The organism is Cellulomonas sp. P4_H12, from assembly GCF_056400905.1.
In genome coordinates, this window is sequence record NZ_JBFUKJ010000001.1 from 359,136 (window position 1) to 372,213 (window position 13,078).

Annotated in this window: 14 protein-coding genes; 9 read left to right on the forward strand and 5 right to left on the reverse strand. The window is 73.5% G+C overall.

The features are described 5' to 3' along the window. Window positions 1-185 precede the first annotated feature (185 nt). Both map and AC1DQC_RS01790 read left to right on the forward strand, forming a co-directional pair. Window positions 186-950 carry a type I methionyl aminopeptidase gene (gene map, locus AC1DQC_RS01785; RefSeq protein WP_477049510.1) on the forward strand — a complete coding sequence of 255 codons (765 nt, stop codon included), beginning with the start codon at window positions 186-188 and terminating at the stop codon, window positions 948-950. Between the two features lie 204 nt (window positions 951-1,154). After that, window positions 1,155-2,672: a CoA-acylating methylmalonate-semialdehyde dehydrogenase gene (locus tag AC1DQC_RS01790; protein ID WP_477049511.1), complete on the forward strand. Its 1,518-nt coding sequence runs from the start codon at window positions 1,155-1,157 to the stop codon at window positions 2,670-2,672. A 121-nt stretch (window positions 2,673-2,793) separates the two neighbouring features. Here the strand turns inward: AC1DQC_RS01790 and AC1DQC_RS01795 are convergent, their stop codons facing one another. The 4 genes from AC1DQC_RS01795 to AC1DQC_RS01810 form a co-directional block, all read right to left on the reverse strand. Continuing rightward, window positions 2,794-3,612 (reverse strand): ABC transporter permease, encoded by an 819-nt coding sequence (locus AC1DQC_RS01795; RefSeq protein ID WP_477049512.1) that lies wholly within the window; start codon window positions 3,610-3,612, stop codon window positions 2,794-2,796. Then, window positions 3,609-4,616 carry an ABC transporter ATP-binding protein gene (locus AC1DQC_RS01800; RefSeq protein WP_477049513.1) on the reverse strand — a complete coding sequence of 336 codons (1,008 nt, stop codon included), beginning with the start codon at window positions 4,614-4,616 and terminating at the stop codon, window positions 3,609-3,611. The genes AC1DQC_RS01795 and AC1DQC_RS01800 overlap by 4 nt, the downstream gene beginning before the upstream one ends. A 160-nt stretch (window positions 4,617-4,776) precedes the next feature. Then, window positions 4,777-5,439 (reverse strand): PadR family transcriptional regulator, encoded by a 663-nt coding sequence (locus AC1DQC_RS01805; RefSeq protein WP_477049514.1) that lies wholly within the window; start codon window positions 5,437-5,439, stop codon window positions 4,777-4,779. 120 nt (window positions 5,440-5,559) lie between these two features. Continuing rightward, window positions 5,560-6,489 (reverse strand): NADP-dependent oxidoreductase, encoded by a 930-nt coding sequence (locus tag AC1DQC_RS01810; protein WP_477049515.1) that lies wholly within the window; start codon window positions 6,487-6,489, stop codon window positions 5,560-5,562. 270 nt (window positions 6,490-6,759) lie between these two features. Here AC1DQC_RS01810 and AC1DQC_RS01815 point away from each other — a divergent pair, with 270 nt between their 5' ends. Both AC1DQC_RS01815 and AC1DQC_RS01820 read left to right on the forward strand, forming a co-directional pair. Next, window positions 6,760-7,230, forward strand: coding sequence for a low molecular weight protein-tyrosine-phosphatase (locus AC1DQC_RS01815; protein WP_477049532.1), 471 nt, complete (start codon window positions 6,760-6,762; stop codon window positions 7,228-7,230). Between the two features lie 7 nt (window positions 7,231-7,237). Continuing rightward, window positions 7,238-7,720 (forward strand): glutathione peroxidase, encoded by a 483-nt coding sequence (locus AC1DQC_RS01820; RefSeq protein ID WP_477049516.1) that lies wholly within the window; start codon window positions 7,238-7,240, stop codon window positions 7,718-7,720. On the opposite strand, the gene AC1DQC_RS01825 is transcribed toward AC1DQC_RS01820, so the two are convergent. Continuing rightward, entirely contained in the window at window positions 7,717-8,712 is a 996-nt protein-coding gene (locus AC1DQC_RS01825; protein WP_477049517.1) for a magnesium and cobalt transport protein CorA, read from the reverse strand. The genes AC1DQC_RS01820 and AC1DQC_RS01825 overlap by 4 nt on opposite strands. 31 nt (window positions 8,713-8,743) lie before the next feature. Here AC1DQC_RS01825 and AC1DQC_RS01830 point away from each other — a divergent pair, with 31 nt between their 5' ends. From AC1DQC_RS01830 to AC1DQC_RS01850, 5 genes are all read left to right on the forward strand, one after another. Beyond that, on the forward strand, window positions 8,744-9,904 hold the full coding sequence (locus AC1DQC_RS01830) for a pyridoxal phosphate-dependent aminotransferase (RefSeq protein ID WP_477049518.1): 1,161 nt from the start codon (window positions 8,744-8,746) through the stop codon (window positions 9,902-9,904). 33 nt (window positions 9,905-9,937) lie between these two features. Next, window positions 9,938-11,062, forward strand: a complete 1,125-nt coding sequence (gene moeB, locus AC1DQC_RS01835; RefSeq protein WP_477049519.1) for a molybdopterin-synthase adenylyltransferase MoeB — start codon at window positions 9,938-9,940, stop codon at window positions 11,060-11,062. Beyond that, complete coding sequence (locus AC1DQC_RS01840) at window positions 11,044-12,267, forward strand: molybdopterin molybdotransferase MoeA (protein WP_477049520.1); 1,224 nt, start codon at window positions 11,044-11,046, stop codon at window positions 12,265-12,267. Before moeB ends, AC1DQC_RS01840 begins: the two co-directional genes overlap by 19 nt. Continuing rightward, window positions 12,264-12,740: a cyclic pyranopterin monophosphate synthase MoaC gene (moaC, locus tag AC1DQC_RS01845; protein ID WP_477049521.1), complete on the forward strand. Its 477-nt coding sequence runs from the start codon at window positions 12,264-12,266 to the stop codon at window positions 12,738-12,740. Before AC1DQC_RS01840 ends, moaC begins: the two co-directional genes overlap by 4 nt. Then, window positions 12,737-13,078: NTP transferase domain-containing protein (locus AC1DQC_RS01850; RefSeq protein WP_477049522.1), on the forward strand; the 342-nt coding region annotated here is incomplete at its 3' end. The genes moaC and AC1DQC_RS01850, both read left to right, overlap by 4 nt.

Genomic DNA, 13,078 nt, shown 5'->3' on the forward strand with positions numbered 1-13,078 from the left:
AGTCGCCCGAAAGCACTCGGACGGATTGCACAGACGATCTGCCCGCAGGCCCACCCGGACCGGCGAGCGAATCCATGGCAGTCACCGCAGCCCGTGGGAGCCGCGACCTCGTCCTTCGCGGCAGGGCCTCCTCGGAGGCCCGGCCCACGGGCTGTTGCCTGCCCATCTCGTGGCAGGGTGGAGCCGTGGCCCTCAAGAACCCCGCTCAGATCAACCAGATGCGTCCGGCCGGCAAGTTCGTCGCCGGCGTGCTGTCCTCCTTGCGTGACGTCGCCCGCGAGGGGATGACCCTCAAGCAGCTGGACACCCACGCGCACCAGATGATCGACGCGGCCGGCGCGCACTCCGTCTACCTGGGCTACCACCCCTCGTTCGGTGCCATGCCGTACCCCGGCGTGCTGTGCACCTCCGTCAACGACGCCGCCCTCCACGGCCTCCCGTCCGACTACGTCCTGGCCGACGGCGACGTGCTGAGCATCGACTTCGCCGCGCAGCTGCAGGGCTGGGTCGCCGACTCCGCCCTCACGTTCCAGATCGGCACCCAGGACCCCGCGGTGACCGCGCTCATCGAGACGACCGAGCGGGCGCTCGACGCCGGGATCAAGGCGGCCAGGCCGGGCGCGCGCATGGGCGACATCTCGGCGGCGATCGGCACGATCGGGCGCGCCGGCGGGTACGGGATCAACGCCGACTTCGGCGGCCACGGCGTCGGACGGACCATGCACGAGGACCCGCACGTGCCGAACCTCGGCCGTGCGGGCACGGGGCTCAAGCTCAAGCCCGGCCTGGTCATCGCCATCGAGCCGTGGTTCATGGCGGGGGGCGACGAGTACACGATCGACCCGGACGGCTGGACCATCCGCACCGGCGACGGCTCCCTCGCCGCGCACGCCGAGCACACCGTCGCGATCACCCCGGACGGCCCCCTGGTCCTGACGGCCCGCGACTGAGAACGCCCGCGGCGGTTCAGCAGGCCATGAGCGTCGCCAACGGCATCGATGACGGCGTTCATGGCCTTCTCGGCGCTGGCCGACCGAGTCGAGCCTCCGGCGAGCGAGTCGTGAGGCGCTGATTCGTCGGGCTCGTTCTTGACGGCGGACTTAGATTGGCGAGGTCCGGCAACGCCGTCGGATCCGGCACGAAAGAGGGCTCTGATGTCCGCGCTCGTCGATACCGTCCCGCTCATCGGCCACGTCGTCGGGGGCCAGGTGACCACGCCCGACGGGGCCAGGACCCAGGACGTGCTCAACCCCGCCACGGGCGAGGTGTCCGGCCGGCTGCTGCTCGCCGAGCAGGCCGACGTCGACGCCGTCGTCGCCGGGGCCGTGACTGCCGCCGAGAGCTGGTCGCAGGAGCCCATCGGCAAGCGGGCCGGCGTGCTGTTCGCGTTCCGCGAGCAGCTGGTGGCGCACACCGACGAGCTGGCCGCCCTGATCACCGCCGAGCACGGCAAGGTCATCGCCGACTCGCTGGGCGAGGTCGGTCGCGGGCTCGAGGTCGTCGAGTTCGCGTGCGGCATCCCGTCCCTGCTCAAGGGCGAGTACACCGACCAGGCCGCGACGGGCGTCGACGTCTTCTCGTTCCGCGAGCCGCTGGGCGTCGTCGCCGGCATCACGCCGTTCAACTTCCCGGCCATGGTGCCGTTGTGGATGGCGCCGATGGCCATCGCGACCGGCAACGCGTTCGTGCTCAAGCCGTCGGAGCGGGACCCGTCGTCGTCGCTGCTGCTCGCGAGGCTGTGGAAGGCCGCCGGCCTGCCCGACGGCGTCTTCTCGGTGCTGCAGGGCGACAAGGTCGCGGTCGACGGGCTGCTCACGCACCCCGACATCGCCGCGGTGTCGTTCGTCGGCTCGACGCGTGTCGCCCAGTACGTCCACGCGACCGCGACCGCGCACGGCAAGCGGGTCCAGGCCCTCGGCGGCGCCAAGAACCACGCCGTCGTGCTGGCCGACGCCGACCTCGACCTCGCAGCGACGCACCTGACGGGCGCGGCCTTCGGGGCCGCGGGCGAGCGGTGCATGGCCGTGTCGGTCGCGGTGGTGGTCGACGAGGTGGCCGACGCCCTGCTCGAGCGCCTCAAGGCAGCGGCGGAGAAGGTGCGGGTCGCGCCCGGCACCGACCCCGACAGCGACATGGGCCCGGTCATCACCAAGGCGTCGCAGCTGCGGATCGAGGAGATCGTCACCGACGCGGTCGACAACGGGGCGTCGGCGCTGGTCGACGGCCGCGGGCACGTGGTCGAGGGTCACGAGGGCGGCTTCTTCGTCGGCCCCACCGTCCTCGACGGCGTCACCACGGACATGCGCGCCTACGTCGAGGAGATCTTCGGTCCGGTGCTCGTCGTGCTCCGCGTGGCCGACCTGGCCGAGGCGATCGCCGTGGTCAACGCCAACCCGTACGGCAACGGGACGGCGCTGTTCACGTCGTCCGGCGACGCCGCGCGCACGTTCCAGCGTGCCGTCACGGTCGGCATGATCGGCATCAACGTGCCGATCCCGGTGCCGGTCGGCTGGCACTCGTTCGGCGGCTGGAAGGACTCGCTGTTCGGCGAGAGCCACATCTACGGCCCCGAGGCGGTCCGGTTCTACACGCGCGCGAAGGTGGTCACCAGCCGCTGGCCGAGCAGCCCGGCGACGGCCAAGTTCCACTTCGGCCGCACCACCAGCCACTGACGCACAACGTCCGCACTCGAGGGCCCCAGAGCCCGACGGAGTGCGGACGTCGCGCGGGTGAGTCCGCCAACGTCCGCACTCGATCGGGTCAGAACCCTCTCGAGTGCGGACGTTGCGGGTTCTACAGGGAGCGCTGATACGTGCGCATCGCGCGGACCGACCACCACGCGACCAGCGCCGCGAGGGCCAGCAGCAGGGCGCCGCGGGCGGCCACCACCGACCAGTCGACCGCGTCCGACATCGCCGTGCGGGCGATCTCCGTCGCCCAGGTCAGCGGGTTGTAGCGGGCAGCGGTCTGCACCCACTCGGGCAGCAGGGTGGCCGGCATCAGCGCGGTCGAGATGAAGGTCGCCGGCAGCACGATGATCGTCGAGATGCCGATGAGCGCCGTCTGGTCCCGGGCCAGCAGCGCGACGGCCGCGGACAGCGAGCAGAACGCGGCCGCGAGCAGCAGCGACGCCCCGATGGCGACGGCCATGCCGCCGACCCCGCCGGCGTAGTGCGCCCCCGCGAGCGCGCCGATCGCGATCACGCAGACGCCCTGGACCACGCAGATGAGCAGCTGCTGCACCAGCTGGCCGGCCACCAGCGACGACCGCGACACCGGCGAGGTGAGCATCCGGTCCATGACGCCGCTGTTGATGTCGTCGATGAACCCGGTGCCCGCCCAGGCGCCCGAGTAGAGGACGGTCATCATGAGGATGCCCGGCACCAGGAACGTCATGTAGTCGTCGGAGCCGAAGCCCGGCACCGTGCCGACCGCCGAGAAGACGTTGCCGAACAGCACCAGCCAGATGACCGGCTGGATGATGGCGACCCCGAGGCCCCACGGCTGTCGCAGCGAGTCGACGGTCCAGCGGCGCGTGACTTCCGCGGTCTGCGTGACCCAGGAGGCGCGGGTCGGGGCGGCGACCGGGCGGGTGACGGTGAGCGTGCTCATCGGGCGACCTCCTTCGAGGCGACGTCGGCCGAGGTCCACGAGCGGCCGGCGTGCCGCAGGTAGACGTCGTCGAGGGTGGGACGGGAGACGGCGACGGCGCCGTGCCGCACGCCGGCCGCCTGGAGGGCGGCGATGACGGTGCCGACGACGGCCGGGCCGTCGGTGGTCCGCGCGACGAGCCGGCCGGTGGGCCCCTCCACGTGCACGACCACGTCGCGCAGGACCGCGACGGACGCGGCGACGGAGCGGACCACGGCTGCGTCGGGCTCGACCAGGTCGACCGTGAGCGTGTCGCCCTCGAGCGTGGCCTTGAGCGACTCGGGCGACCCCGCGGCGACGACGCGTCCGCGGTCGACGATGGTGAGGCCGTCGGCCAGGCGGTCGGCCTCCTCGAGGTAGTGCGTGGTGAGCACGACGGTGAGCGCGTCCTCGCCCGCGAGCCGCCGGATCTCCTCCCACATCGCGGCGCGCGCCTCGGGGTCGAGCCCGGTGGTCGGCTCGTCGAGGAAGAGCACCTGCGGCGTGCCGACGAGCCCGAGCGCGACGTCGAGCTTGCGTCGCGTGCCCCCCGACAGCTTGCCGGCGCCGCGGTCGGCGGCCTCCGCCAGCCCGAACCGGTCCACCAGCGCGGCCGCCCGGTCGGTCGAGGCGGACCGTGAGAGGCCACGCAGCCGCGCCGCCATCACGAGGTTCTCGCGCGGGCTGAGCAGCGGGTCGGCGCCCGTGCCCTGGGAGACGTAGCCGATGCTCCGTCGGACGGCGTCGGCGTCGCGGACGACGTCGTGACCCGCGACGCGCGCGGTGCCCGACGTGGCGCGCGCCAGCGTGGTGAGCACCTTGGTCGTCGTGGACTTGCCGGCGCCGTTGGGGCCGAGCAGGCCGTGCACGGTGCCGCCCGGGATGCTGAGCGTGAGGCCGTCGAGGGCCTGGACGTCCGGTCGGCCGCGGCCGCCGGGGTAGGTCTTCACGAGGTCGACTGCGTCGACCACGGGTGCTGCCGGCATGGTGGTGCCTTCTCTCGGTCGTGCCGTCGGGGACGGCGATGGTCCGACCGAGCTGCCACCTATGCTGATTCGTGCGGCGGATCGCGCAGGTGCCCTCACGGGTCCCGGTCGGTTCGTGGTGGTCGGCCCGGGTGTTCCAGCACCCGGGCCGACCTTCTTCCTACGGCGGGCTCAGATAGGGCGCGAGCGCCTCCGCGAGCTCGTCGGGGTCCAGCCGGCCACGCGCGGCGGTGCGTTCGTGCAGGTCGCGCCACAGGGCGACGCCTTCGAACGACCCGTCGGCGATGCTCTCGGTGAGGGTGGCGACGAAGGCGCGCTCGGCGCGGACGATCGCCAGCTCGTAGTCGCTCTCGAGGGAGAAGATCGCCGGCAGCCCCATGGCCCGCGCGTCGGCCAGCGAGGCCTCGATGCCCGCGACCTGCCGGTCGAGCGACGTGAGGCGCAGGCGCAGGAGCCGGACGACGTCGTCGGGGCCCAGCAGCGGCAGGAACGACAGCGCGGCCTCGAACTGCGGGAACTCCTTGACCGGCGTGCGCACCAGCTCGGTCAGCCAGTCGATGGCCTCGGTCGCGCCCGCGTCGGTGATCCGGTAGACGGTGCGCGTCGGGCGGTTGCCGTCTCGCTCGGTGGACGACGCCTCGATCAGGCCGTGCTTCACCAGCGAGTCGACCACCGAGTACAGCGACCCGAAGTTGAGCCGCACCGACTCGTCCTTGCGGCGCTCGCGCAGGGTCATCGACATCTCGTAGGGATGCATCGGCCGCTCCCACAGGAGCGCGAGCACGGCCAGGGCCAGCGGGTTGGTGCGGCTGCGCGCTGCCACGGGTCCTCCTGGGTCCGACTCCGAATGTCCGACCCAGAATATATCTCGACTATTACGCGTTTGCCAAGCGCGACGGCCCGCGCCCTCCGAAGAGGACGCGGGCCGTCGGGACGAGCGGGGTCAGGCGACGCGGACGACGACCTTGCCCCGGACGTGACCGGTCTGGCTGGCCTCGTGGGCGGCCGCCGCGTCGGCGAGCTCGAACACCTCGGCGACGTCGACCGTGACCGTGCCGGCCTCGATCAGGGCGGTGAGGGCGTCGAGGTCCTCGGTGCTCGGGCGCACCCACACGTAGTGGCCGCCCAGCTCGTCGCGCGCGGCGGCGTCGACGATCGACGCGACGGTGCCGCCGTCGGCGAGGAGCGCCTTCGTGGTCCCGACCAGGTCGTCGCCACCGAAGTCGAGCACGACGTCCACGCCGTCGGGGGCGAGCGCTCGGACGCGCTCGACCAGCCCGTCGCCGTAGGTGACCGGCTCGGCGCCCAGGCCGCGCAGGTGCTCGTGGTTGCGCTCGGACGCGGTCCCGATGACGCGGGCGCCGAGGCTCGTGGCGATCTGCACCGCGAACGCGCCCACGCCGCCGGCCGCGGCGTGCACGAGGACGGTCTGCCCCGCGGAGACGCCCGTGCGGCGGATGGCCTGGTACGCGGTGAGGCCGGCCAGCGGGACGGCCGCGGCCTCCTCGAAGGCCAGGTTCGCCGGCTTGCGCGCGAGCGTCCGCACCGGCGCCGCGACGTACTCGGCGAACGTGCCGCCCTGCACCCAGTCGCGCCGGACGTAGCCGTAGACCTCGTCGCCGACGCTCAGCTCCGGGGTGTCCAGGCCGACGCGCTCGACCACGCCGGCGACGTCCCAGCCGGGCACGGCGGGGAACGTCACGTCCATGATCGGGTCGAGGTACCCGGCGCGGACCTTCCAGTCGACCGGGTTGACCGAGGCCGCACGGACGCGCACGAGGACGCTGTCCGGGCCGACCTTGGGGGTCGGCAGGTCGTCGGTGAGCTCGAGGACGTCAGGGCCGCCGTAGCGGGAGTAGGTGATGGCACGCATGTCTCGCACAACCCCGCACCGGCGACCCGTGTTTCGTGATCTCGGTCCCAATCGTCACCGTTCTGCCGCCCTGCGTTCATCGGGCTGCCCGCAACCGGACATACGTCGTGGACACTCTCAAGGCGTCGATCCGCACGGTCGTCATCGACCGCGACGTCGCCGTGACGCAGGGGGGCACGGCGACGGCGTCGGCGGGCCGCGCGCCCGCCCACCCGGGCAGGCGCAGCCGTTCTGACGGATCATGACCGGGTGTCGAACCCCTACTCCGTCATGGTCGTCTGCACCGGCAACATCTGCCGCTCCCCGATGGCCGAGATCGTGCTCCGCGAGCGGTTCGCCGCCGCCGGCCTGGCCGACCAGGTGGTGGTCGACTCGACGGGCATCAGCGACGAGGAGCAGGGCAACCCGCTCGACCGCCGCGCCCGGTCGGTGCTGGAGCGCCACGGCTACCCGACCGGCGACGGCCACCGCGCACGCCAGGTGCAGCGCGCTGACCAGCGGGACCTGGTGCTGGCGATGACCGGTGCGCATGCGCGGGCGCTGCAGAGGCTCGGCGCCGAGCCGGTGCTGTTCCGCACGTTCGACCCGGACGCCGTCGGCGACCTCGACGTCGCGGACCCCTGGTACGGCGGCCCGCGCGACTTCGAGGACTGCCTCGCGCAGATCGAGGCGGCCGCGGACGGCGTCGTCGAGCACGTGCGCCACGCGCTGGGGAATGCGCGGCTCCGGCAGAACGGTTGACCGAGGCATGTCCCTCAACGAGATCCCGCTGACCACCCTGCACGGCGACAGCACGACGTTCGGCGAGTACGCGGACAAGGTGAAGCTGGTGGTCAACGTCGCCTCCCGGTGCGGGCTGGCGCCGCAGTACGCGAAGCTCGAGGAGCTGCAGAAGACGTACGGCGACCGCGGCTTCACGGTTCTCGGCTTCCCGAGCAACCAGTTCCTGCAGGAGCTGGGCTCGCAGGAGGCCATCGCCGAGTACTGCTCGACCACCTGGGGCGTGACCTTCCCGATGTTCGAGAAGACGAAGGTCAACGGCCGCCACCAGCACCCGCTCTACGCCGAGCTCACCAAGGCGCCCGACGCCTCGGGCAAGGCAGGCCGGGTCACGTGGAACTTCGAGAAGTTCGTGGTCACGCCCGACGGCGCCATCCACCGGTTCCGCCCGACCATCGAGCCGGACGCCGCGGAGATCGTCGAGCTGATCGAGACCTCGCTCCCCGCCTAGAGCCAGCGGTTGCGGCGGAACGCGCGGTACAGCCCGAAGCACACGACGCCGATGCCGGCGAGGACCACCCAGAACCCGAACCGGGTGTGCAGGGCGGGGATGTTGTCGAAGTTCATGCCGTAGAGCCCGGTGATGGCGGTGGGCACCAGGGCGATGGCCGCCCACGCCGAGATCTTGCGCATGTCGGAGTTCTGCTGGACCGTCACGCGGTTCTGCTCGACCGTCACCTGCGCCAGGTCGGCCTGCATGACGCCGGTGAGCAGCGCGTCGGCAGCCTCGATGAGCTCCGCGGCGCGCAGGGCGTGGTCCTGGACGTCGCGGAAGTACGGCCGCGCGTAGGCGGGGATGCAGGGCACCTCGTCCTCGGCGAGCCGGGTGAGCGGCTGCACCAGCGGCACGACGGCTCGGCGGAACTGCTGGACCTCACGCTTGAGCTTGTAGATCCGCTCGGCATGGTCGCTGCCCGGGTCGTCGCCGAACACCTGGTCCTCGATCTCGTCGAGGTCCTCGTCGATCGCGGCGGTCACGTCGAGGTACTGGTCGACGGCCTTGTCCAGGATGCCGTGCAGCACCGCGGGCGGTCCGTGCAGCAGCATCTCGGGGTCGGCCTCGAGCGCGGTCCGGACGAGCGCGGGGATCGTCGTGTCGCCGTGCCGGACGACGATGACGAACCGGTCGCCCAGGAAGATCGCGAGCTCGCTGACCTCGACCACCTCGACGTGGTCGACGTAGTGCACGGGCTTGACCACCGCGAACGTGACGCCGCCGTACCGCTCGAGCTTCGGCCGCTGGTGGGCGCGGATCGCGTCCTCGATGGCGAGCTCCGGCAGGTCGAAGCCCTCGGCCAGCAGGTCGAACTCGTCGGCGGTGGGCTCGACCAGGCCGATCCAGACGAAGCCGTCCTCCTTGTCGGCCTCCCGCAGCGCCGTCCGCAGGTCGTCGATCCGGTGGCGCCGCCGTCCGGCGGAGTAGAGCGCGCAGTCCACGATCACGTCCGAAGGCTAGACGTGTTCAATGGCGGTCATGAAGGTCGCCGCGCGAGCCCACGTCCCGCCGTTCGCCGTGATGGAGATCCTCGCCGCGGCGAACGCCCGCCGGGCCGCCGGCGAGGACGTCCTCAACCTGTGCGCGGGCGAGCCGTCGACCGGGGCGTCCGACGTGGTGCGGCGCCGCGCGATCGACCTGCTGACCACCGGGGACCTGGGCTACACGGAGTCGCTCGGCGCGCCGCCGGTGCGGGCCGCGATCGCCCAGCACTACCGCGACACGTACGGCGTGGACGTCGACCCCGGCCGCGTCGCGGTGACCACCGGCTCGTCGGGCGGCTTCCTGCTCGCCTTCCTCGCGGCCTTCGACGTCGGCGACCGCGTCGCGCTCGCCGCCCCCGGCTACCCGGCGTACGCGAACATCCTGGCGGCGCTCGGGTGCGAGGTCGTGGTGATCCCCTGCGGGCCCGAGACCCGGTACCAGCCGACGGTCGCGCAGCTCGAGGCGCTGGACCCGCCCGTCGAGGGCCTCGTGATCGCCAGCCCTGCCAACCCGACCGGCACGATGATCGACGCGGCCGAGCTGTCCGCGATCGCGGACTGGTGCGGCGAGCACGGCGTCCGGCTGGTCAGCGACGAGATCTACCACGGCATCACCTACGGCTCGGAGGCGACGGCCACCGCGGCCCGCTACCTCGACCGCGGCGCGGTCGTCGTCAACTCGTTCTCCAAGTACTGGGCGATGACGGGGTGGCGGCTCGGCTGGCTGGTGCTGCCCGAGGACCTGGTCGCCCCGGTGGGCGCGCTCGCCGGCAACGTCGCCCTGTGCCCGCCGGCGCTCGCCCAGCACGCCGGCGTCGCCGCCTTCAGCCCCGAGGGCTACGCGGCCGCCCGCCAGAACGTCGCGCGCTACGCCGCCGCCCGGGAGCACCTGCTCGCGCGGCTGCCCGAGCTCGGCTGGTCGCGCATCGCCCCCGCCGACGGCGCCTTCTACCTGTACGCCGACATCTCCGCGAGCGGCCTCGACTCGATCACCTGGTGCGCGCGGCTGCTCGACGAGGCCGGGGTGGCCCTGACGCCGGGGACCGACTTCGACCCCGTCGACGGGCACCGATGGGTGCGGCTGTCGTTCGCGTCGTCGGTCGAGGTCGTGAGCCGCGCGGTGGACCGGATCGTCGCCTGGCAGCGGAGCCTGTGACCGACGCCGTCGTCCGCACGTAGGTTGGGTCTCGTGCTGCTGCCGCCCCTGGTCCCGCTCGGACCGCCCCTCACGCCCGCGCAGGTGGCGCGCGGGTCCCGGCACCTGCTGCTCGCCGAGCTCGGCGTCGACGGCCAGCGGCGCCTGCGCAACGCGCGCGTCCTCGTCGTCGGCGCCGGCGGGCTCGGGGCGCCCGTGCTCCAGTACCTCGCGGCCGCCGGCGTGGGGACCATCGGGATCGTCGACGACGACGTGGTGGACGTCAGCAACCTGCAGCGCCAGGTGATCCACCGGACAGCCGACGTCGGCCGGCCCAAGGTCGACAGCGCGCGCGACGCGGTGGAGGCGCTGGACCCGGACATCCGGGTGGTGGTGCACGCCACGCGGCTGACCAGTGCGAACGTCGAGACGATCCTGCGCGACTACGACGTCGTGGTGGACGGCACGGACAACTTCCCCACCCGGTACCTGGTCAACGACGCCTGCGCGCGCCTCGGTCTGCCGGAGGTGTGGGGTTCGGTGCTGCGGTTCGACGCGCAGACCACGGTGTTCTGGGCACAGCACGGCCCGCAGCTGCGCGACCTCTTCCCCGACCCGCCCCCGGCCGACGAGGTGCCCTCGTGCGCCGAGGCCGGCGTGCTGGGTGCGCTGTGCGGCCAGATCGGCTCCGTGATGGCCACCGAGGTGGTCAAGCTGGTCACCGGCACGGGCGAGACGCTGCTCGGGCGGGTGCTCGTGGTCGACGCGCTGCGCGGCCGGTGGACCGAGGTCCCGCTGGTCGCCACGGTCCAGCAGGCTGTGTCCCTGGAACTCCCCGACGAACCCGAGGTCCCCACCATGTCCGACGTCCCCGTCATCACCGCCCCGGAGCTGGTGCAGCGCCTGGCCGCCCGCGAGGCCGGCACGGACGAGTTCCTGCTCATCGACGTGCGCGAGCCGTCGGAGTACGCCGAGGCCTCGATCCCCGGCGCCGTGCTCGTGCCTCTGGGCACCGTCTTCGACGGGTCGGCGCTCGCGGACCTGCCGCACGACGTGGAGATCGTCGTGCAGTGCCAGGTGGGCGGCCGGTCCCTGACCGCCGCGCGGATCCTGCAGAACGCCGGCTTCGAGGCCTCCAACCTCGAGGGCGGCATCCTGGCGTGGATGGCCGTGCGCTGACGGTGCGCAGCCTCGACGACCACCGCGCCGCCGCCCTCGCCCTCGCCGCACCGCTCCCCGCGGTCGAGGTGCCGCTCGACGACGCCGACGGCCTGGTGCTCGCCGACGACCTGCGCACCGACGAGCCGCTGCCGCGGTGGGACAACTCGGCGATGGACGGGTACGCGGTGCGGCAGGCCGACGTCGCCGACCTCCCTGTGACGCTGCGCGTGGTCGCGGACCTGCCCGCGGGCTCGCCCGACGAGCCCGTGGTCAGCGAAGGCACGGCGGCGCGGATCATGACCGGAGCGCCCGTGCCGCCCGGGGCGGACACCATCGTCCCGGTCGAGCTCACCGACGCCGGGACCGTGACCGTGCTGGTCCGGGACGCGCCGGCCGCCGGCGTGCACCTGCGCCGGGCCGGCGAGGACGCGGTGCCGGGCGACGTCGTGGTGCCCGCCGGCACGCTGCTCGGACCCGCCGCGATCGCGGCCGTCGCGTCCCTCGGGCACCCGACCGTCCGGGTGCACCGCCGGCCCCGCGTCGCCGTGATCTCGACGGGCGACGAGCTGGTCACGCCGGGCAACCCGCTGCACCGCGGCCAGCTCCCCGACTCGAACTCGTGGCTGCTCGCCGCCGCGGTCCGCGAGGCCGGCGGCGTCGCGCTGCGCCTGGGTCCGGTGCCGGACGACGTCACGACGTTGCGCACGCTCCTGCAGAGCCTCGACGAGGACCCGTCGGTCGACGCGATCGTCACGTCCGGCGGGGTGAGCGTCGGCGCGTACGACGTGGTCAAGGCCGCGCTCGCCGACGAGCCGTCCGTGGAGTTCGTCGCCGTCGCCGTCCAGCCCGGCAAGCCGCAGGGCCTGGGCAGGCTCCCCGGCGGCACGCCCGTCTTCACGCTGCCCGGCAACCCGGTGAGCTCGTTCGCGTCCTTCGAGGTGTTCGTCCGGCCCGCGCTCCTGCGCCTGCGGGGGCTGGCCCAGGTCGAGCGGCCCACGACGTCCGCGGTCGCCGACGAGGGCTGGACCACACCGCCCGGCCGCGCGCAGCTGATGCCGGTGCGCTGGGTCGGCCCCGACCGCGTCGTCCGCGCGACCGCGGGCGGCTCCGGCTCGCACCTGGTCGCGCGCCTGGTCGCCGCCGAGGGGCTCGCCGTGATCCCCGCCGACATCGACCGCGTCGCCGCCGGCGACCGCGTCACCGTCCTGAAGGTGGTCCGATGACCGAGCAGTTCACGCACCTCGACGCCGCCGGGCACGCCCGGATGGTCGACGTCACCGCGAAGCAGCCGACCGTCCGCGAGGCGACGGCATCGGGCCGGGTGGAGTGCGGCCCCGACGTGGTCGCCGCCCTCCGCGACGGCACCGTGCCCAAGGGCGACGTGCTCGCGGTCGCGCGCATCGCCGGCATCGCCGCCGCCAAGCGGACCCCGGAGCTGCTGCCCCTCGCGCACGTCATCGGGGTGCACGGCGTCGTCGTCGACCTGGAGGTGACGGACGCGGGCGTCTCCGTCTCGGCGACCGTCCGCACCGCCGACCGCACCGGCGTCGAGATGGAGGCGCTCACCGCGGTGTCCGTGGCCGCGCTCGCGGTCGTCGACATGGTCAAGGGCCTCGACAAGTCCGTCCGGATCGCCGGCGTGCAGCTCGAGGCGAAGTCCGGCGGCAGGTCGGGCGACTGGCGGCGCGGGGCGTGACCTCCGCCGCCCGGTTCGACGCGATCGTGCTCGCCGGCGGGCGGGGCCGGCGGCTGGGTGGCGCGAGCAAGCCCGAGGTCGTCGTCGGTGGCCGCGCCCTGCTCGACCACGCGCTCGCGGCGGTCGCGGCGGCGGACCGGGTCGTCGTCGTCGGACCCGCGGACCTCGCACGGCCCGGCGTGCCCACCGTGCTCGAGGACCCGCCCGACGGCGGACCGGTGGCCGGCCTGGACGCGGGGCTCGCGTTCCTCGCCCCCGACGGGCTCGTCGCCGTGCTCGCGTGCGACGTCCCGCGCGCCGGCGCGGCGCTCCCGGCGCTGCTCGCCGCGGCCCGGGGC

Bases quoted from the DNA above. Each gene is read 5' to 3' on its own strand.
- AC1DQC_RS01790 (WP_477049511.1), top strand. From the start codon at position 1,155: ATGTCCGCGCTCGTCGATACCGTCCCGCTCATCGGCCACGTCGTCGGG.
- AC1DQC_RS01795 (WP_477049512.1), bottom strand. From the start codon at position 3,612: ATGAGCACGCTCACCGTCACCCGCCCGGTCGCCGCCCCGACCCGCGCC.
- AC1DQC_RS01800 (WP_477049513.1), bottom strand. From the start codon at position 4,616: ATGCCGGCAGCACCCGTGGTCGACGCAGTCGACCTCGTGAAGACCTAC.
- AC1DQC_RS01810 (WP_477049515.1), bottom strand. From the start codon at position 6,489: ATGCGTGCCATCACCTACTCCCGCTACGGCGGCCCTGACGTCCTCGAG.
- AC1DQC_RS01815 (WP_477049532.1), top strand. From the start codon at position 6,760: ATGGTCGTCTGCACCGGCAACATCTGCCGCTCCCCGATGGCCGAGATC.
- AC1DQC_RS01820 (WP_477049516.1), top strand. From the start codon at position 7,238: ATGTCCCTCAACGAGATCCCGCTGACCACCCTGCACGGCGACAGCACG.
- AC1DQC_RS01830 (WP_477049518.1), top strand. From the start codon at position 8,744: ATGAAGGTCGCCGCGCGAGCCCACGTCCCGCCGTTCGCCGTGATGGAG.
- moaC (WP_477049521.1), top strand. From the start codon at position 12,264: ATGACCGAGCAGTTCACGCACCTCGACGCCGCCGGGCACGCCCGGATG.